Source organism: Bradyrhizobium sp. UFLA05-89 (assembly GCF_059803475.1).
The window spans coordinates 26343-46036 of the sequence record NZ_JBANBA010000046.1; the positions used below are offsets into that span (position 1 = coordinate 26343).

Below are 19694 nucleotides of genomic sequence, written 5' to 3' on the forward strand. Positions count from 1 at the left end.
ACTCGATGGGGCGGTCAAACACATGCTTCTCACACCGAAAGGGAGCGTTTGATGGATGGAGAAGCATTGATTTCGAGGAGCGCAAGCAGCCCTCCCTGAGGGCTGCAGCGGCGATATGGTGTGGGCTTTCGCCAATCCGACCATGGACGACGCAACTGCCTGTTTGCGCGGGAATTGGCAGGAAACAGACATTGTCCCAACCTGATTTGCTTAATCAGTTTCCGAACTATTCCGAACCCCGCGACGGCCAAATGTTGCAGGTGCAAGTCCCGGCTGCTGCGATGATTGTAATGCGGCAGCGCGTCGGGAAAGCAGAGACGCTGACATTTCGGAGCCACGTCACAGTTGAAGAGATCCACAATAGTGGCTTCGCGAAGCGCTTCCATTCCAATCACCGGAAGGCCAGCAAGTTCATGCGACGGGGCGAGCACGGTGAATTAACGCTCGAACAATGCCCAATCGTCGATACGTTCTGGCGTATCGTCGAGATCACCAACCAAGGCGACATTTACTTCGCCCTCCAGCAGAAGCTCAACCAAGCGGCTTGGCGGCCCTTCCCGAAGCTCGACGTGGAGGCCAGCGAGGAAGTTGCGAATCTCGGCGATTGGCTCCAGAACGAGCGAAGCGGAAACGGATGGGGCGAGACCGATAATTCATGGAGCCACTTCCTTTTGCCGAAAGTCACGCGCTCGGCGTCGAACAGCCTCCGTCGATGCAGGTACGCGCTCGAGCATCGGCAGCACCGCCTTCCCCAAGTCAGTGAGGTGGGTACGTTGACGCTCTCGATAGATAAGCTGCCCCCGAGCTACTGCTCGAGCTTTGCATGCCCTTGGTCAGCGCCGGTTGCGTGACGTTGCACATCTCCGCAGCACGCGTGAAGTTCAAAGTGCTTGCGACGGCTAGAGAGTACTGAACCTGGTGGAGCTCCATTGGATGTCCACTCTCAACTATTCTTGTCACTAGTGAGCACGTGTGTTGGCAACGCAGCAACACGCGGCGCGCTGAGGCGCAATATTCTAAAGCCACTGCCGAGGATCAGTGCGCCAGTCGTGCGCGAATCTGGCTTAGGACGGGAAGCAGCGCGGTTGGGTCACAGCGCCGAGTGTAATCGGCGCTGATATCGGCGTACTCGACGATCCCTTCTGGGCTTATTACGTACCGAGCTGGCATTGTCAGTGTCCAGCTCGACTCGCCATTCAGGGCAGCGAGGTCGAGACCACATTCTACTTCAGTGGCTCGCAACTCCCGGGATAGCTTCCAACGCAGACCGAACGCGCGAGCAACCTTTCCGCCATGGTCGACGAGGTTGGGGAATGATAAGCCGTTCATTTGCTCAGTGGAGCGGCTCTCGTTCGCAGACTGCTGAGAAACCGCTATGATCGACGCACCCGATGAGCGGAGCTGCCGCGCGACAGCCTGGATCGCGCGCAAATCGAGCTTGCAATAGGGGCACCATCCCCCCCTATAGAAAACAATGAGAACTGGGCCACTGTTTAGAACAGCGTAGGATGAAATCGCTTTGCCATCAGGATCACGCAGCCGGAATTCGGGAGCATGGTCTCCAGCGTGAATAGCTTTTTCGGCGATGCCAGAGGACACCAGCTGGTCAATGGCTTCCTGGCGGACACGCCTAATACGCAGAGCGGTGTTTTCATAACACTTGTCCCTAAGTGCATCGAGCTCATCTTGGAGTCGCATTGCGGCTTCCTCACCGTATATCGACGTTATGGAGGTGGCGGCAGCCCGGCTGTAGTGCCGAAATGCAAATTTGACATATTCTCGCACGACATGAGGGGATGCTCTATCGCACAACCTCCGTCTTGGTCTCTTGCCACTTCTGGAACTTATCTCAGCTTTGCGAGGACGTCGTGTCCAAGGACTTCCGCAGGCGAAAACGGCAAAATCGACGAAGAGGCGCATTTTCAATGGCAAGAGCGCCTGTCGGACGTGAATAATATGGACCGGGGTCGGGGTTCAAATTCTTATAGGATGAGGGACTGCTTCTCCTCGGAGACCGGCTTGACGATTTGAGAGGACGTTTGTAATGCCCGATACCCGCAACGAGGACAATCGCCAGTCATCGAGAGGCGACACACAGATTGTACGGAACTTTAGACTCTGTGGGTCCGATAGGCTGCCAAGCCTCAACTGCTTGATCGACCCCCGAGAGACCCTCAATCCGGATCGATGTAGGGGATCTGGAGTTCAGCCAGATCATCCTCATAACTGGCCTGAGTGCCTTCGTCGCGGCCGGAAGTAGTGGCGCCCGAGCGCGTGTGAATATCCGCACTAATGCCGAGAATTTTGCCAACGGGGCAGAGGTTTGCGGCCTCCAGCAAGAACGCGCGTTGTTGCCCGTCAAGTTCTCCCTCCAATACAACAGTGCGCTCGAACGAACCTCTTTCGCCCTCGGCGTTGTGATGGAAGCTGACGCCCACTTCTAGCCTCTCCAGCGGAAGTTTCTGGCGCCGAGCCTGAAAACGAACGGTCATGGCGGTGCATGCAGCCAGAGCTGCGCTGAGAAGGTCGTAAGGATTGGGACCGGGTGATATATGGCCAACGCCATCCGGACCGCCGATAGGAAACTCAGATGCGTCGACATGGCCAACCAGCGCGCCATGATTAGTGGGGTCGTTTGCGACGACAACTTCGCGGATCCTGCGTGCGTTTTTCTCTGGTATCATAGAGTGTCCATCCATTGTGGTGAGCGCGTCATGCAAAGCGGCGTCGGCTAGCCGCCACGGAAACGGGTCCCAACTCCTCTGATCGAAACCCACGCAACGACGAGGACGGTCTGGACGATGATAAATTTTCAGGAGTCCATGACGCCTGCGACCTTGTCTGCCACACGTTGGCCGACTGAGAGCTACTCAATCGGATCCCACGTGTCAGTCGGACGAAAGCGCAATGAGCGGCGCAGCCGCCGCAATTGGCGAGCGGTTCAGGCTCAGTGGGCTCCATGCTGTCGATCCCAGTTCTACGGATTTGATGGCCCTGATCCTCATCCGTCCGCTCTATTACATTTCCAATCAACCGCGTTGAGGCGACGCCACATCGTCCAACTTATTGGTCAACCAGCATGTACGCGCGCGTAGGTCGATAGCAGCGCAAAGTAGGTCTTGGAATTCATCGCAGATCTCCGTGCCGTATCTACCCCAATCAGTGCGTTCGGTAATTAAATTCGGCTACCATTCGGGTAAAGCTATCATATCCATAACTGGCAGGATTGCTCTGTGAAGTCAGTCTCGAAGCTCGCTGATGAGGAAATCCGCGAACGCGCGCGCGGCTGGCTTAATGGTCTTTCCGCTCACGAATAGAGCATTGACTTCCATCGAGCCGAAATCCCAGTCGGACAGGATACGAACGAGCGCACCGCTTTCCAACTCTGCCTTCGCACCGATCAGGCTTGAGGCGACGATACCCAGCCCAGCCTTCGCGGCGGCAATGGCGCCTTCAGTGATTGTCACAGCCAACTGACTTTGCACACGGACCGACGCGACGCGCCCGTCCTTGCGGAACGAGTACGTCGGTGAGAGATGGGCAGGGCCGATAATCATCGCATGGTGTGCAAGATCTGACGGCATCAACGGCGTGCCGTGCTCTTCGAGGTACAGGGGGGCGGCTGCAAGAATGCGCGGAACGTCGATCACCTTCCGCACGGTGGCGCTTGAGTCAGCCAGGCTTCCAAACCGGAAGGCGACGTCAATGCCCTCGGCGACCAGATCCTGATATCGATCGTTAGACAGCAATTCGACACGAAGCGCCGGATGCGCTGACAAAAATTTCGACAGCCTGGGAGTAATCTCCCGGAGCACGAAACTCGACGAGGTTCCGACGCGAAGCACCCCTCGCAGTTCTCCGGTGCCACGAGCCTCGTGGTCGGCCTCCTCAAGCGAGGCCAGGATCGCCTCTACACGCATTAAGTAGGTTGCTCCCGCCTCCGTCAGCGTGACCGCTCGGGTTGTCCGGCTGAACAGTGTCGCGCCCACGTCGGCTTCCAACGCGGCGATAAGGCGTGAGGCCGAGGGCTGAGAGAGACCGAGTTCACGACCGGCGCTCGAAAAGCTCCCGACGCGACCTGCGCGAGCAAACAGTTTCAGCGCTGTAAGTCGGTCGTTCATCTGTGGGCACTGTCCGGCGCCCCAGTCTTGGCGACGCGCGGCACGCTCTCGGCCCACACAAGCGCCCCGCGTTCGGTCGCGCTGGAAGGACCGCCGCCCTCCTCCCAGGCCTGCAGTGCTAGCTTCTCGACCTTCACCCTTTTCTTGGTGATGTCGTGCGTGTGCATGTCGAGACAAGAGGCACAGTTGTTAATCTGCGAGACCCGCAAATAGATTGCGTCCAGCAGTTCACTCGGCAGACCGCTCTCCATAACATAGCCATAGACGCCGCCGAGCGCCTTGGCCCCGTTGGGAACGATCTGTTTGCAATCGAGCCTCTTGGTCATAATTCTGAACCGTTCGATTTACTTTCACAGCGGTGGTGAGCGCCTCATCGTCGGAGTCGACGACGCAGACTGCGAGCGACTTCACCGGCTTGATCTTGCTCGCGTTACGGCTGATCGAATGGGTTGAGTTCCGCGGTTCGGACCAGCTCTCGCGGGCCTCGTAGATGGGTCTCGCCGTCATTCGCCTTCGATTCGATCGCGCCCGAGATCACATGGGCGTAGATGAACGCGGGCTTTGCACTAGCCGCCAGACGCAGGCTCGTTCATGGAGATCCATCGGGAGATGACGCAGGGACCTGCGTACTTCCAGATGGGCGTGCCGGCGACCGAGAGCTTAACCGCCACAAAATGCCATTCCAAGCGAACGAGTCTGAGGTCAAGGCCAAGAGGGGATTTTTGCGGGAGCGTAAGCAGTCACTCGAACTTCGGGGGTGGACGTGCGCTCGGGGTTAAGCACTCCTGGTCGCCTCGAACAGGAACCATGTGCGACGTTCCGCCTCGTCGATCCAGTTTTCGATTAGGCCAGCCGTGGCGACATCGCCATGCTCGTCGCAGACATTGCGTGTCTGCCGCATACGCTGGGTGAGCGCTAGGTTGTCTTCCTTCAGCTCGGCCAGCATGTCTTCGGGTGTGACGTAATCAGCATCATTGTCTTGGATATGCTTCATCCTGGCGATTTGGCCAATCGAGCGGATCGTTGTGCCGCCGATCTTGCGAGCTCTTTCCGCGATGTCGTCCGTCATCGCGAAAATCTGCGCGCCCTGCTCATCAAGAAGGAGGTGATAATCCCGGAAATGCGGACCTGAAATGTGCCAATGGAAGTTCTTGGTCTTGACGTAAAGCGCGAACACGTCTGCCAGAAGGACAGTGAGGGCGGCCGAAATATCCTTGGTGGCATTGGAGCCGAGATTGCTCGGAGTGTCTAGTGGCGCCTCACGGTGTTTTCTCGCGTCCTCTACACTCATTTTGATCCCTCCTTCAGGGTTGCTGCTGGGGACGGCTCTGAACAAGCAATTTTGCAAAATAGAGTCTGCACGTTTGCAAGGGCTCGGCCCTTTGTTCCGCCTCCGATGACTATCGACTTCGGGCCACCCACGTCGGCTTGCGCCAGAGCTCCCCAAGTCCGGTTCAGATCCTCGACCAGCATCGCCGTAGCGTGGCGCGCGAGCGCCTGGGTCGGGGCGTTCGTGTTGCCGCTAGTGATGCTCGGCATGATCGAGGCGTCGATCACGCGGAGGCCGTCGACCCCGCGGACTCTGAGCCTTGCGTCAACCACCGCTCGCACATCCTGGCCCATTCGGCACGTGCCGACCGGGTGAAACATCGTTGTCACGACACGCTTCACCCATTCGCCGATCTCGACGTCCGATTGGATGCGCGGGCCGGGCTCGATTTCTTCCTCGATCACCGGCGCCAGCGACTCCTGCGCCATGACCTTGCGGATCGCGCGCACCGATTCCACCGCGGCCCTTAGGTCTTCTTCCTCACCCATGAAGTTCGGGTTGATGAGGGGCATCGACGTCGGGTCGTTATCGGCCAACCGCACCCAGCCGCGGCTCTTGGGCTGAAGCACTACGAGCTCGAAGGTGATGCCAGAGCGGTCGCCCGTCGGGCTGATCCCATCGGCCGCGATGATAGGCACGTGATAGCATTGGATCGTGGGTTCGGCGGTGAAGTCGGACGGATTCCAGTGGGAAACCGTCTCGATGCCGTTGCCCGACGCCGGGCCATCCTTGGTGGCGAAATAGCGCAGGCCCGCCTTCACGCTGCCGAGGCCCTGCGCGGATGCCTGATAGCCGAGATCGCCCTTTACGTAGGCACGGACTGGCACGATCGCGTGGTCGTGGAGATTTTCGCCCACCTCCGGAGAATCGACGATTACTGCGATGCCGTGCTGGCCAAGCTGCTCGGCTGGCCCGATGCCCGAGTGCATGAGGATCTTCGGGCTATGGACACTGCCGGCCGACAGTACAACCTCCCCGGCCGTGATCCTCGCGAGGCCCGTGTCCATGAGTTCGACGCCAACGGCCCGCTTGTTCTCGACGAGGATGCGAAGGACGGTCTTGCCGGTGAGAAGGGTCACGCGGCCCGAGGCGAGGTGGGGGCGCAGATAAGCGTCGACCGCGCTGCACCGCCGCTGATCTCCAACCGTAGATTGCACCGGGGAGACGCCGATCTGCGTCTTGCCGTTATAGTCGGGATTATAGGGGATCCCATATTCCTGGAAGGCCTTGAGGCAATATTGGTTCAGCTCGTTGATGCCCTTGGGCAACTGAACCGCCAGACCACCATCGATGCCGTGATATTTGTCGTGGAAGGTGTCGTTGTGTTCCTGCGCCAAGAAGACGGGAAGCAAATCTTCATACGACCATTTACCGGTGTCGCCGACCGCGTCCTGCCACGCGGCGTAGTCGCGTATCTGACCACGGACGTAGGCCATCGCGTTGATCGAAGAGCCGCCGCCGAGCACTTTGCCTGAACGATATGCTCGCTTGGTTCCGTGCTGGGGAACCGTCTCGTATTTCCAGACATGGCGATCTTGGGCTAATATTTTGGCGAAGCCGGCAGGAATGTGGATGAACGGATCGCGATCCGTATCGCCCGCTTCTATCAGCGCGATCGAAGCATCGGAATGTTCGGCGAGATAACTCGCAACGACGCAGCCGGCCGCGCCCGCGCCAACAATGACAATGTCGTACGCTTCTTGGGACATCAGCGTCTTTCTCTTTCACGCCATTTGTATCGTTCAATCAACAGCAGTAGCTGGCGGAGCGCCATCGCGGCGCCTGATCCTGAGGGATCGGACTATGCGTTTGGAGAGTGATCTTGCAACGCCGGCGAGGGAAATCACCTCTCGCCATAAAGTCGATAGACGATCGTTATTGCCGCTTGCCGAGCGGCGTGATGCCGTAGCGAGGAATGCCACGAGCCGCCTGGCACGCGAACCCAATTTCTGCTCTGCAGAGACTTCTAAGCTGCGTTCAGTCGCTGAATCGGCAATCAATGCCGTCGCGACTTGCATAACTGGTGCCGCGAAATTCGCGCAGTGAGCCCGAAAGATGTTCGTATATTTGTACGAGAACGGGAGGAGGCGCGCGGGCACTGTGGGCATTCATGATCCGCGTGAATAACCAAACGCATTTTCATGGTCTAGCGCCTCTTGGAGAGATTTTGCTGCGCCGACGCATTCGAAGATCACTCAGGAGATGGCCAGACTCTGCGTCTTTCAAGCGATAACCAATACACTGTCAACGTTACAGTGTGATCGCTACGCCCCGCGTGCTGGTCATGGCATTTCAAGGCGTGGCGCTATGGCTCTCGTTCCGTACGGAACCGACCAAGACTCGGCAGATCACTCCTGCCGTAATCGAATAGGAAGATTCAATCGATGGCGTACCGTTCAACCTCAGACTTCTCAGCTGAACCGACGGATTACTTCGAACAGCCGACCGCACGATCGAGCCAAGTGTTTCGTCGGCGCGGTCGCGACGCCAAACGGCGAGCTGCGAAAGCCGCGCGCGCTGATGCGGCTACAACATCGGCATCGGCGGCCTCGGGCTGAATGTAAGCGCTGACGTGGGAGTGTTCGCCGAAGGCCTCGTCGAGGTGGTCAACCGGCAAGGCGCGCGCGGTCGGCGTGGCAGATTTCAATGCGGACGGCAGAGCTCGGACTAAGTGAAATCAAAGTCAATGCACCGCGGTGCGGTCATGCGAAAGATGGGAGCTCACTCCCTCGCGGATCTGGTTCGTATGGAGACACCATCAGGAACAGACCGCGCTGAAAATTGGTTAGGAGTACAGGAAGGATGGCACGTGGCAAAAATAGTTCATCCGTGCCTACGAAGGGCAAGCAGACGGCTACAGACATGATTACCGTTGTAGATGACGATGCCGCGGTGCGGGAAATGCTCGTCTCGCTGGTTCGATCACTTGGATATGATGCCCGTGCCTTCGCGTCTGCTGAAGACTTTCTGGCATCGGATGATTTTGGTAGGTGCACTTGCACGATTGCTCACATTCATATGCCAGGAATGAATGGTTTCGAACTCATGGAGCTACTTGACGCGCGCAGTGATCATTTTCGGTCATCATGATCACCGCCCATACCGAACCTGATCTTGAGGAAAAGGCCATTTCCAGTGGCGCGATATGCTTTCTGCGCAAGCCCTTCGAAATCGACGTTCTGGTCAGCTGCATCGAGAAGGCTTTGAGAGACTGAAAATCAATTCGCTCTGCACCTTCTCCACATGATGCCGCGAGAGATTTATCACCGAGCCATGGGGATGGTGATATGAAAGGCAGCGCCCCGTGGGACGTTCGCTGTCACCCAAATTCGTCCTCTGTGACTTTCGACGATGGATTGGCAGATTGACAGTCCCATCCCCATGCCGGCCGGCTTGGTCGTGTAGAATGGGTCGAAAAGACGTCCAATATCTTCCGCGCTTACGCCTGGTCCCGAGTCTCGTACGGAGATGGTGACGTCGGGCGACTCGTTCACCGAAGTACTGATCGACACTTCGCGCGGACCCTTTGTGCCCTCAGCCAATGCCTGGATGGCGTTGATAATCAAATTCAGAATCACCTGTTGCAGCTGAATCCGATCGGCTTCGACGAAAGGCAAAGCCTCTGCAAGCTGCGCATGCACCGTGACATCGTTCTTCACCGCCTCGCTGCGCGTAAGCTCAATCACCTCGTCGATCGCGCCATTGAGCTCCGTACGTTCCATACGTGAGGGGCTCTTTTTGGTGAGGTCCCGAATCCGGTCGAGGACATCGCTTGCTCGACGACCGCCTTTGGAGATTCTGCGAAGCAGCTGGCGAGTTTCCTCCAGATTCGGCGGTTGATGTGCCAGCCAACGCAGGGCCGCCTCAGCGCTACTGACCGTTGCGGCGATCGGTTGCTTGACCTCGTGTGCGATCGAGGCCGTGAGTTGTCCCATGGTCGCCACGCGGCTCGCGTGCGCAAGCTCTGTTTGGACCTCGCGATATCGCCTCTCGCTCTCACGCGCCCCCGCTTCAGTTTGCTTGCGTTCAGTTAGGTCAAGCACAAAAGCGACACCTTGATTTCCAGTTTGTTCGAAGCGTGCGCCGCCGACCAGCACCGGCACGCGGCTGCCGTCCTTGCGGCAATACTCCTTTTCGGAAGCCTGTGAGGTGCCGGTCATTCTTACCTCTTCAATACGCTGCGCGTCGCGGTCGCGCCATTCCGGCGGCGTCAGGTCTGTCCAGCGCATGCGATGTGTGACGAGATCCTCTCGATCGTACCCAACAATCCGGAGAAACGCGTCATTGGCCTCAATGATGCGACCTTCGAAATCAAAGATTAATATGCCAATGATGTTGGCGTCCACTAAGCGCCGGATCTTCCCCTCTCGTTCCTTGAGATCGCTGTAAAGACGGGAATTCTCCAGGGCGACCGCTGCCTGCGTCGACACTAATTTCAGCACCTCGACCCGGCTCGGCGCGAAGACGCCGGGAGCCAGGTTATTCTCAAGAAAGATCACGCCGATCAGTTTGGTCTGATTGAGCAACGGCAAGCAGAGAATCGACCGGGCCTGGTGCCGACGGACATATGGATCCGCCACGAACGTAGATTGGATCGCAGCATCGTCGAGAATGACGCTTTCGTGGGTACGCAGTACGTAGTGAAGCACTGATTCGGGCAGCAGCGCTTCCGCTACCACCTCGTCTTGCAAGTGCACCGTCACTGTATCGCCGCTGGTTGTCGCTTCCGCTGCGATCCGGAATTCGTTGCTACGCCACAGGATCAGTAAACCTCGTTCCGCCCCAGCCTGCTGGAGCGCGGTGCGCAGGAGCGTGCCGATCAGCTTTTCGAGGACAATTTCTCCCGAGACAGCTTGGGATACTTTGAGCACGGTCGCGAGGTCGAGGTGTTCGACCGGGGCAAGAAACGTGCTTGTGGGATTAGTTAATTGTTCTACCCCCATGTGCGGATACAACTCATCAAGTTGCCGCACCTTTCCGTGCGCGCCCCAACGAAGGTAACCATGACGGGCGACGCGAAGGTAGGCATTCGCGATGATCTCACGTCCATGCTTCCGATAGAAGCGTACCGCCATTTCGCCCGCTAACGCTTCGTTATGCACGAACCCGCTCTCTCGAGCCGATTTAATCGCCTGATCGTACAGACGTTGGGCATCAAGCTCTCGACCTTCGAGGCGAGCGATCTCTGCGCCCACAAGCGCGGTTCGATTCTCGAAATTTGCAGGGCAATTCTCCGCCCATTCTGCGAGCTGTTTATGGTGGGATACCAATGCTTCGAAATGCTCTGTGCGCCGGCTTAAATATGCGGAATCGAAGAGCGCAGCACGGGAAAGGGCGCTATAGAAATGATACTCCGCCGTCTCAAACGTCGATGTTAATGTCCAAATCAGCTGTTGCGCCTTGAGTGATGCATCGATGGCAGCCTCGTAGTCGCCGGCCGAGAAGCGTGCCTGCAGCTTTCGAATCCAGTAGCAGCACGCGGGAAGCGCCATGGCCGAGTTGTTCGCCAAACGACGCTCAAACTGGAACTCATCAAACTCACCATCATCGAAGGAACCGAATTTCGATGTCACCCCGCGGAGAGTGCGGATAAGCCCGAGCTGAAGCCCTATGGTGTCGATCGAGTGGACAAATCGAGCACTTTGCGCAAGCTTAAGGCTGTTTTCTGCTTCACGTTGCACGTCAACGAGCGGATCCCCTGTCGCAAGAAGGTTCGTGTTCAGGTTCTCACAGGCGACCGTCGCATAAGGAAGGTCGCCGACCTTGTTTGCAGCATCGATCGCCTGACGCAGCAGATCGCGACTCTCCCTGACATGTCTTGTCCAGGGCATGACATGATTTCCGAAGATCACATAGGTCCTATCCTGGAAGCGCTTGAAGTTGCGCTTCTGGACCAGCTCATAACCAAGCTGACCGAATTGAAATCCGGCCCTATAGTTGCCGAAGTGCGGTCCGGCTATGACGCCAAGGGAGGCATAAGGAATACAAGAACCATCGCTGTTGCCGCGCTCGACGCTTAAATTCACCGCCCAGCAGACGGCCAGGCAATATAGATTCGCATCCGTGAACTTGGCTGCCAGCAGGACCATTGTCAGCACGTCCAGAGTTGCACGCGATGCCGGGTCACTCATAACAGGCAGATCAATGAGCTCCTCGATGGTGCGACTCCCAAGCTGTGACCAAATCCGCTCATATTCGCGATGTGCTTGCGCCTTCGTCGGATGCGGTGACCATTCAACGCCCAGATGCCGAAGGAATTCGAGGCAGACAGTAACTGCACGATCGCACTGGTTGAGCATCGTGAAGAGATTCATGTGCAAGCACGCAACGGTAGCCAGTTCGACCGTGCCCGCGGCGCGGGACGAAAGCACGGTCAAGTGCTCCGTCGCCGCCTCCGTTTCACCAGTTAGAAACTCGCATTCTGCGCGGTGCAGCTCTAAGTCGAAGATGAGCTCATGCCGGCGCTCCCAACAGTCGTGCGCCAGCAGCAACGCGCCAGCACTAAAATATTTGAGCGCCGAGGCGTACGCCGATGAGGCCTTGGCCCGCTTCCCGGCCGCGAGATTGAGTTCGGCGAGCTGTTCGCGCTCGTCTCGCGAGGTAATCAAAGGGGCGCCGCGATTGAGCTGGCCAACGATCTCGAAGATGTTTTCGTCGCGCTTTCCGGATAGCGTATTTGCCGCGAGGCGCCTGCCTATTTTGAGATGAGCAGCCGGACGGGCCTCCTCGGGAATCAGAGAATAGGCCGCTTCGTGCACGCGGTCGTGGGCAAATCTGTAGGAGCTATCCGAGCGTACGATCAATTCGGCACGAAGAGCCTCCCACAGATCGGCGGCAACTTGCTCCTCGGCCATCTGGTGCACGACCGAAAGCGTAGCGATGTCAGCACTGTTTCCGAAGCAGGCCAATATCTGGAGTGCGCTTCGTGTCGTGAGTCCTAGTCGGCTCAGCCTACCGACCATTAGGTCGATCACGTTGTCCGCATAGCCCTTGCCGCGGATTTGATTCAGATCCCAGCGCCATCGGCCCTCGTCGCGGTCGAACGAAAGCCATGTCTCTTCGGTCATAGCCCGGATGAACTGGATAGAGAAAAACGGATTGCCTGCCGTCTTCTCATAGATCAGATCTGCCAATGGCTCGACCTGTCGCATGTCGCAGCGCAGAGTATCTCCAACCAGCTGCGTCAGATCCTCGTGGGCCAGCGGCGCCAGCACGAGCTCACTGACCGCCGCGCCGTTTTTGCGAATTGTCCGGATCTTGCGCATTAAGGAGTGACCGGGGCTGACCTCGTTGTCGCGGTAGGCACCGATGAGCATCAAATTGCGGACGTCCGGCTGTCTCAGCAGATCTTCGATCAGGTCCAGCGTCGCCGCATCTAGCCATTGCAGATCGTCGAGGAAGAGGGCAAGCGGATGTTGTGGACGCGCGAATACGTCGATGATCCGGCGAAGGAGCAAATGGAACCGAGCCTTGGCCTCCTGCGGTGGGAGATCAGGAACAGGCGGCTGTTCGCCGACGAAGAGTCTCAGTTCAGGCACGAGATCGATAATGAGCGCGCCGTTCGGACCCAACGCCTGGAGAAGGTCATCGCGCCACTTACCGAGCTCGGCTTCCGGCTTGCTGAGAAAGGAGCGAACCAAACCCTGAAACGCCTGTGCCAGCGTCGCGTACGGGACATCTCGCATGTATTGATCGAATTTTCCCGACGCGAAGAGACCGCGCGGCGGAACAAGCACCTTGTGCAGTTCATTGATCACGGCGGACTTGCCGATGCCGGAATATCCGGAGACCAGCACGAGCTCCGGTACACCGCTTTTCACGACGCGATCGAAAGAGGCGAGCAAGATCTCGACCTCGCGCTCTCTCCCATACAGCTTCTCGGGAATCAGCAGCCTGTCGGGCGTGTCCTGTTCGCCCAATGGAAAATCATCGACGAGCCGTCCGGCCTCTAAATCGATGAGGCAGCGCCGCAGATCGTGTTCGAGTCCAGCCGCCGTCTGATAGCGATCCTCAGCCGTCTTGGCGAGGAGCTTCATGATGATCGCCGATACAATTGATGGGACAGTCGCCGATCGCTCTGCCGGCGCTACCGGCCGTCTTGCGATGTGGCAATGCACCCATTCCATCGGGTCCGCAGCGGTAAACGGCACTGCACCGATGAGCATTTGATAGAAGGTGACGCCGAGTGCGTAGAGATCGCTGCGGGAGTCGATTGACCGATTCATTCGTCCCGTCTGTTCGGGAGCCATGTAGGCTAGTGTGCCAGCAATGGTCTCGGGCGGCTCAGGTGACTGCCGCTCGCGCGGAAGACGCGAGGTGAGACCGAACCCAGAGAGCTTGACCTCTCTGGTGGCGCTGTTCACGAGGATGTTACTCGGCTTGAGATCTTTGTGGATGAGGCCGCTTCGGTGAAGTTTGCCCAGCGCCCCAGCGATGCTCATCGCGAGGCGCAAGAAATCCGCCGTTTCCATCGTCACGCCCAGCAGTCGATCGAGCGGCTCGCCGCCTGTATCCTCAAGGACCAACATGGTCCGCGGGCCATCGCGAATTAACTCGAGCGGCCGCGCCGCCCATGCCGCGTCTAGGTCATCCCTCAACTCGTATTCGCGCTTGAGGCGATCGAGGATAGCGGGCGTCGGATCTTCGGCGGCAGGCAATACAACCAGCACGGCGGAGTGGTCGGCGGTGCCGTGCCTGAAACCTCGGCAGAAGACACGTTCGCCGTCCTCCCACAAGACCTCGAACTTGCCATTGCCATCCGTGCTCAACAGAGTGGAGGAAACCAATTTCCTCTCTCCAAGCTCAAGCGAACCACCGCCCTGCGGCTATGGCGGCATACCACGAACAATGAAGGGGGACAATTTCCGGCGTTGGCCCGGAATTCAATCCGGCATTTCGTCTTGCAAGCCGATAACCTCCAGCAAAGCCGGAGTTTGATCGGGAACCGCCAAAGGCGGTTTTAAGGGATGTTAGGACGATTGATTGGATTTTTGGGCAGCTGAGATTTTCAGCTCAAGCTGCTCCAATTCCCGGTCGGCTAGTTCTTGGTTTCGGATGTAGGCTCGGACCACATCCTCATCCCAACCGACGGTAGTGACAAAATATCCGCGCGCCCAGAATTTGTGGCCGAGAAAATTCCGCATCTTCCGTTCGACATTCTGCGCGATCCAGATCGAACTCTTCCCTTTTGTGTATCCGATGATCTGTGCCACCGAATATTTCGGAGGTATCGAAATCAACATATGGACGCGATCGGGCATCAGATGCCCTCTTCGATCCGGCACTCCTTGGGGCGTGCGAGATCGTGAAACACTTGGCCCAGATGCCGTTTTATCTTCCCGAACAGCATCTTCTTGCGCCACTTCGGCGTAAACACGACGTGGCATTGCACTCCCAGGTCGCGCGATTAAGATGATTGAACTCTGCTTCCATCATGGTCTCCTTGAGGGTTCTTGGCGGTTCCCCAAGGAGACCTCACTCGAACTTCCTGTTTTCGCCCGCCGGGGATGTCCCGGGTTCTGTTGAATTTCTGAAGAGGTCGGCGTTGCCCACCTTGAGCCGGTAGGCTTGGCAACGCCATGACGAGAGATATCACACCGGCTGGTTCGCCGGCGACCGGGGATGTGGACGAAGCGTTTGCAGAAGTGCGGGCGAGCTTCGATCGGTTCTGCCTTGCGGCAGGGATCGAGGCGCTCGTCACGATGATGGAGGCGGATGTCACGGCCGCCTGCGGGCCGCACCACGGTCGCGACGTGGCGCGGCGGGCGCACCGTTGGGGCCGAACGTGGGGACGGATCGGCTTCCACGGCGGCAAGATCGAGGTCGAGCGCCCGAGGCGTGGACGGCCGCGAGGTCACGATCCCGAGCTGGGAAACGGCAGCGCAGGAGGACTGGCTCGGTCGCTGGGCGATGAACCTGATGCTGATCAATGTGTCGACGCGCCGGTTCGGCCGCGCTGTCCGGCTGCCCGAGGGTGACGTGCCGGCACCGCCCGGATCGGGGGTTTCGAAGTCGGCGGCCTCGCGGAGGTTTGTGGCGCTGTCGGCGGCGCGGCTGGCGGACTTCATGGCTACCGATCTGTCCGCGCTCGACCTTCTGGTGGTCCAAATCGACGGGCTGCATCTCGGCGACGATCTCGTGCTGGTCGCCGCGATCGGGGTTGACGGCGAAGGCAACAAGCATCCGCTGGCGCTGGTGGAAGGGGCGACCGAGAACGCCGCAACGGTTCAGGTCCTGCTGGACAACCTGGTCTCGCGCGGGCTCGACCCGACGGTGCCAAGACTGTTCATCGTCGACGGCGCGAAAGCGTTGTCGAAGGCGATCCGCCGCACCTTTCGGTTCGGCCGCCGCGATCCAGCGCTGCCAGATCCGCAAGGCGCGCAACATCATGGAACGCCTGCCGAAAGAGCACCATGCGGCCACCCGTCGGGTGCTACGCCAGGCCTGGGAGCTCGATGACGCCGACAAGGCTGAAAAATTGATCCGCAATCTCGCGCGTCGACTCGACCAGCAATGGCCCGGCGTAGCGGCCAGCATCCTCGAAGGCCTCGACGAGATCCTGACTGCCGGCCGGTTGAAGCTGCCGAAGGAGCTTCGTCGATCGCTCGCCTGTACCAACATCGCCGAGAACATCATGGGCACCATTCGCCGCGTCACGCGCAACGTCAAACGCTGGCGAGATGCAGGTATGGCCTTGCGATGGGTCGCGGCCGGCATGATCGAGGCCCACAAGGGCTTCCGACGCTTGAAGGCGCATAAGCAATTGTCAGTCTTGCGTGCGGCCCTTCAGGCTCACTACGATCGCATGACGATCAAGCCCGTTGCCCACGTCACGAGGGCCGCGTAACATTCCTTCCGGCAAACGTCGGAGGTAGTTCAACAGCGATCGGAACATCTCCCGCCCCGCCATAGGCGGAGGCTTAGCAGGTTTGGTTAGACGGTATAACACGCATACGCCATTGCCCATAAGGGTCTTCCGGGTCTGAAAAAGGGCTGATCGACCTGCACTTCGATCCTCGGCGCACGGCGAGCGAGTGTGTGCGACGGCATAATGTGCCACGCGAATCTTTCATTTCATGGTGCCGGCCCATCTTGAGACGAAATCGAAGAGACGGCGCAAGTAGGGACGGGACTGGGTTCAGACCGGCATGTCAAAGGAGCCTGGATATGAATTTGTTCACGGCGAAAACAGCAAGTCTAGTAGTGGCCATGGCATTGGTGCTGGCGTGCTATCACCCCGCGCGCGCGGGGACGGAAATCCGGATGGCGCTCACTGATCCAGCTGGAAGTACTGTCTATCGTGCAATAAGCGAGGTTTTTAAGAAGCGAGTTGAAGAGCTTACTAACGGTCAAGTCGCCGTTACGCTGTTTCCAGGCTCGCAGCTGGGGACATACAAAGAAGCGCTCGAACAAATCCGTGCCGGTGCTCTCACATCACTCTATGACAGCATCGGCACTATTGGACCCTGGGATCCAATCGCCGGAATCGAAAGCGTCCCCTATCTTTACAAGGATGAATCGGACTTCTTTAAGAAATGGCGCAGCCCCGTAGGTCAACAATTACTCGATCAGCTCGCTAAGGATTCCGGGTTTCGATTGGTCGGTCCGGCGTTTCGCGGCTTCCGAGTCATGTCAGCGAACCAGAAGGTCGAGAGGGTTCAAGACGTATCAGGGATGAAGCTTCGCGTCCCAGCGATTAAGATCTATATGGACACTTGGAAGGCATTCGGCGCTAATCCAACACCGATTGCTTTTGAACAGGTCTTCACCGCCCTTCAGCAAGGTGTCGTAACGGGCCAAGAAAACCCTGTCAGCGTGATTTATGACAATCACTTTAACGAGGTTTGCAAATATCTAATCCTCACGAATCACGCCGCCGAAACAGTCGGCGTGATTTTTAACGACAATTGGTGGCAGAAGCAGTCGCCCGAAGACCGCCAGGCGATCGAAACGGCAGCCGCGGCTGTTTCTAATTGGCTCCGAGATTTCACTGACCAGAACGAGGCTCGGCAAATCGATAGTCTTCGCGCTAAGGGAATGACGGTGATCAAGCCAGACATTTCCGGCTTTGTGACTCGCGGCAAGAACGTACCCCTCGATCCAAAGCTTGAAGTTTGGGTCAAACGTTTTGAGGCACTGGATTAGTGTGTCGGTAACATCCTTGGGATTCGTTTCGTCCACGCTTGTCCGTCGTACGCGATCCTCAACGAGAGATCCGCTAGCCAGATCTCCGACTGAGAAATGCGAACAGTCGGAGGACCAGGAACGCAATGGCGGGAGCCGCAAAGTATCGGTCCGCGTAACCATTCAGGTCAGATGAAGCCGCTTCTTTGTAAGTCACTACTAACACTAAGAATCTTGCAGGATCGACTTTACCAGGTCGTGATGCTGGCCCTTGTTCTTCTTACGACCTTGATGGTCGCCTCTTTGTGCGCACAAGTATTTTGGCGCTACTTTCTAAATGACTCCCTGATTTGGCCCGAGGAGGTCTCCCGCTACGCCTTTATCTGGGTATCATGCCTTGGGATGTGTGCGGGTGTCCGACGTGGCGATCTGATCGCGATTGATGTTCTATGGGTTGACAGACCGAAGCGAGTACGTCTGTTCGTTTCTCTTATCGCGCGCATGCTAATCATACCACTGCTGATCGTGTTCATCTGGGAAGGATCGGCTCTCATTGATGTTGTTGCTGGCCAGCGCACGGCGGGCACGAACATACCGGTTGGATGGGTCTATCTGGCACTACCACTTTCATCGGTGTTCGCTCTTTTGTTTGTCTTTGAAACAATCGCTAGAGATATTTGCGAGCTGTCGATACCAGAGGATCACGCAGAATGAGCCAACTGCTGGTAATCGTCGCAGTGAGCGTGGGCTTGCTATTGCTTTCGGTCCCAGTGGCGTTTGCACTGGGATTGAGTTGTCTTGTCGTGATGGTCCTATGGCCAGGAACGCCTTTTATCTTAGTTGCGCAAAAGACTCTGAACGGGATGGACTCTTTTCCTCTTCTCGCGATCCCGTTCTTCCTATTGGCCTCAGGCGTTATGAATGCCGGCGGGCTTACGGATCGGGTCGTCAACGTGTTCAACAGCATCGTTGGCCCGTTGCGCGGTGGGCTTGCGATGGTCAATGTCGCGGTCAATATTTTCTTCGCTGGAATTTCTGGCTCGGCAGTTGCTGACGCGACCGCTACCGGTTCAGTTCTGATTCCAGCGATGAAACAGAGCGGTTATCCGGGCCCATTTGCAGCAGCATTGACCGCCGCCGCGGCCGCTTGTGGACCAGTTATCCCTCCAAGCATAGCTTTGATTGTCTATGCCGTCGTAGCCCACGTCTCCATTTTCAGGCTCTTTCTCGCTGGTTACCTTCCCGCACTGTTGCTCGCCAGTCTTCTCCTCGGCTACGTCTGGCACGCAGCAGCCAGCCGTGGCTTTCCAAAACAGCCGAGAGTTGGATTGCATGAGATCACTTCGCGGCTAAGACATGGATTCTGGGCGCTCACGATGCCGGTGGGGCTCGTGCTTGGCATATTGCTTGGTGTGTTCACGGTTGTAGAGCTTGGAGCGGTCCTAGTGCTCTACGCTATCCTAGTATCTCTGATGTATCGTCAGCTGTCAGTCCGAGAAGTACCCAAGATTCTACAGCAGATAGGGCTCGATGCCGCGAATATAATGTTTATTGTAGGGGTCAGCAGCCTGTTAGCGTACCTGATTGCAATAAATCGTATTCCAGATCTCGTGCTCACAGAAGTGCTGTCATTTACACAAAACAAATGGTCGTTTTTGATAGCTGTGAATGCAATATTATTAATCGCCGGCACGTTACTTGATTCTACCCCGGCCACGATCATCCTCGTTCCTATATTCTTGCCCATTGCTAAGGAGCTCGGGATAGACCCAATTCATTTTGGCATTGTTTTTGTATTCAATTTGAGCATCGGCACAGTGCATCCGCCAGTCGGACTTAACCTTTATGTGACATCAAAAATAGCCAAAGAGACGATTGGCCAAGTAATGATTGAACTCATACCCTTGTACGCCTTGATGTTCATAGTTCTGATATTTGTTACGTTTTTCCCGGAACCGCTATTGTGGCTTTCGAATTTCATGTCCCACTGAGCTACTCGAGCGTCCACCCCTATCGAGCGCGTCAGCGGTGGCTGAGCCAGCGCAGCTCGAAACTCATCGACTGGCTCGAAAACGTGGGTGGTTGGATTCATTGGCCGCAGATGATCAACCGCGAAAGAA

Annotated in this window: 11 protein-coding genes and 5 pseudogenes; 7 read left to right on the forward strand and 9 right to left on the reverse strand. The window is 57.4% G+C overall.

Annotated features, from left to right (window positions below; all coding sequences use genetic code 11):
* The first annotated feature begins 191 nt into the window (after positions 1-191).
* The gene (locus tag SO139_RS23345) at positions 192-851 is read left to right on the forward strand and encodes a hypothetical protein (RefSeq protein ID WP_498540671.1); all 660 of its coding nucleotides are present in this window, start codon (positions 192-194) and stop codon (positions 849-851) included.
* A 16-nt stretch (positions 852-867) separates the two neighbouring features.
* On the opposite strand, the pseudogene SO139_RS23350 reads toward SO139_RS23345, so the two are convergent.
* The 7 genes and pseudogenes from SO139_RS23350 to SO139_RS23380 form a co-directional block, all read right to left on the reverse strand.
* Positions 868-930 (reverse strand): annotated as a pseudogene (locus SO139_RS23350) (hypothetical protein); the annotation flags it as partial.
* Positions 931-1035: 105 nt separating this feature from the next.
* A complete protein-coding gene (locus SO139_RS23355; RefSeq protein WP_498540644.1) occupies positions 1036-1698 on the reverse strand; it encodes a peroxiredoxin-like family protein in 663 nt (220 codons plus the stop codon).
* Between the two features lie 476 nt (positions 1699-2174).
* Positions 2175-2720 (reverse strand): OsmC family protein, encoded by a 546-nt coding sequence (locus SO139_RS23360; RefSeq protein WP_498540645.1) that lies wholly within the window; start codon positions 2718-2720, stop codon positions 2175-2177.
* 519 nt (positions 2721-3239) lie between these two features.
* Positions 3240-4121 carry a LysR family transcriptional regulator gene (locus tag SO139_RS23365; RefSeq protein WP_498540646.1) on the reverse strand — a complete coding sequence of 294 codons (882 nt, stop codon included), beginning with the start codon at positions 4119-4121 and terminating at the stop codon, positions 3240-3242.
* Positions 4121-4447 (reverse strand): annotated as a pseudogene (locus tag SO139_RS23370) (carboxymuconolactone decarboxylase family protein); the annotation flags it as partial. The pseudogene SO139_RS23370 and the gene SO139_RS23365, both read right to left, overlap by 1 nt.
* A 449-nt stretch (positions 4448-4896) precedes the next feature.
* Positions 4897-5412 (reverse strand): Dps family protein, encoded by a 516-nt coding sequence (locus tag SO139_RS23375; RefSeq protein ID WP_498540647.1) that lies wholly within the window; start codon positions 5410-5412, stop codon positions 4897-4899.
* Positions 5409-7160 carry a GMC family oxidoreductase gene (locus tag SO139_RS23380; protein WP_498540648.1) on the reverse strand — a complete coding sequence of 584 codons (1752 nt, stop codon included), beginning with the start codon at positions 7158-7160 and terminating at the stop codon, positions 5409-5411. The genes SO139_RS23375 and SO139_RS23380 overlap by 4 nt, the downstream gene beginning before the upstream one ends.
* Positions 7161-8106: 946 nt before the next feature.
* Between SO139_RS23380 and SO139_RS23385 the strand changes: the two are divergent.
* A pseudogene (locus SO139_RS23385) lies at positions 8107-8224 on the forward strand (LuxR C-terminal-related transcriptional regulator); the annotation flags it as partial.
* 29 nt (positions 8225-8253) lie between these two features.
* Entirely contained in the window at positions 8254-8541 is a 288-nt protein-coding gene (locus tag SO139_RS23390) for a response regulator (protein ID WP_498540649.1), read from the forward strand.
* A 173-nt stretch (positions 8542-8714) separates the two neighbouring features.
* On the opposite strand, the gene SO139_RS23395 is transcribed toward SO139_RS23390, so the two are convergent.
* Entirely contained in the window at positions 8715-14237 is a 5523-nt protein-coding gene (locus tag SO139_RS23395; protein ID WP_498540650.1) for a trifunctional serine/threonine-protein kinase/ATP-binding protein/sensor histidine kinase, read from the reverse strand.
* 183 nt (positions 14238-14420) lie between these two features.
* Positions 14421-14883, reverse strand: a pseudogene (gene tnpA / locus SO139_RS23400) (IS200/IS605 family transposase).
* Positions 14884-15029: 146 nt separating this feature from the next.
* Here tnpA and SO139_RS23405 point away from each other — a divergent pair.
* The 4 genes and pseudogenes from SO139_RS23405 (at position 15030) to SO139_RS23420 (ending at position 19565) form a co-directional block, all read left to right on the forward strand.
* Positions 15030-16297 (forward strand): annotated as a pseudogene (locus tag SO139_RS23405) (IS256 family transposase).
* 320 nt (positions 16298-16617) lie between these two features.
* Entirely contained in the window at positions 16618-17595 is a 978-nt protein-coding gene (locus SO139_RS23410) for a TRAP transporter substrate-binding protein (protein WP_498540651.1), read from the forward strand.
* Between the two features lie 240 nt (positions 17596-17835).
* Positions 17836-18288, forward strand: coding sequence for a TRAP transporter small permease (locus SO139_RS23415; RefSeq protein ID WP_498540652.1), 453 nt, complete (start codon positions 17836-17838; stop codon positions 18286-18288).
* Positions 18285-19565 (forward strand): TRAP transporter large permease, encoded by a 1281-nt coding sequence (locus SO139_RS23420; protein WP_498540653.1) that lies wholly within the window; start codon positions 18285-18287, stop codon positions 19563-19565. The genes SO139_RS23415 and SO139_RS23420 overlap by 4 nt, the downstream gene beginning before the upstream one ends.
* Positions 19566-19694: the final 129 nt, after the last annotated feature.

Bases quoted from the DNA above. Each gene is read 5' to 3' on its own strand.
- SO139_RS23355 (WP_498540644.1), bottom strand. From the start codon at position 1,698: ATGCGACTCCAAGATGAGCTCGATGCACTTAGGGACAAGTGTTATGAA.
- SO139_RS23420 (WP_498540653.1), top strand. From the start codon at position 18,285: ATGAGCCAACTGCTGGTAATCGTCGCAGTGAGCGTGGGCTTGCTATTG.
- SO139_RS23415 (WP_498540652.1), top strand. From the start codon at position 17,836: ATGCTGGCCCTTGTTCTTCTTACGACCTTGATGGTCGCCTCTTTGTGC.
- SO139_RS23410 (WP_498540651.1), top strand. From the start codon at position 16,618: ATGAATTTGTTCACGGCGAAAACAGCAAGTCTAGTAGTGGCCATGGCA.
- SO139_RS23390 (WP_498540649.1), top strand. From the start codon at position 8,254: ATGGCACGTGGCAAAAATAGTTCATCCGTGCCTACGAAGGGCAAGCAG.
- SO139_RS23375 (WP_498540647.1), bottom strand. From the start codon at position 5,412: ATGAGTGTAGAGGACGCGAGAAAACACCGTGAGGCGCCACTAGACACT.
- SO139_RS23380 (WP_498540648.1), bottom strand. From the start codon at position 7,160: ATGTCCCAAGAAGCGTACGACATTGTCATTGTTGGCGCGGGCGCGGCC.
- SO139_RS23365 (WP_498540646.1), bottom strand. From the start codon at position 4,121: ATGAACGACCGACTTACAGCGCTGAAACTGTTTGCTCGCGCAGGTCGC.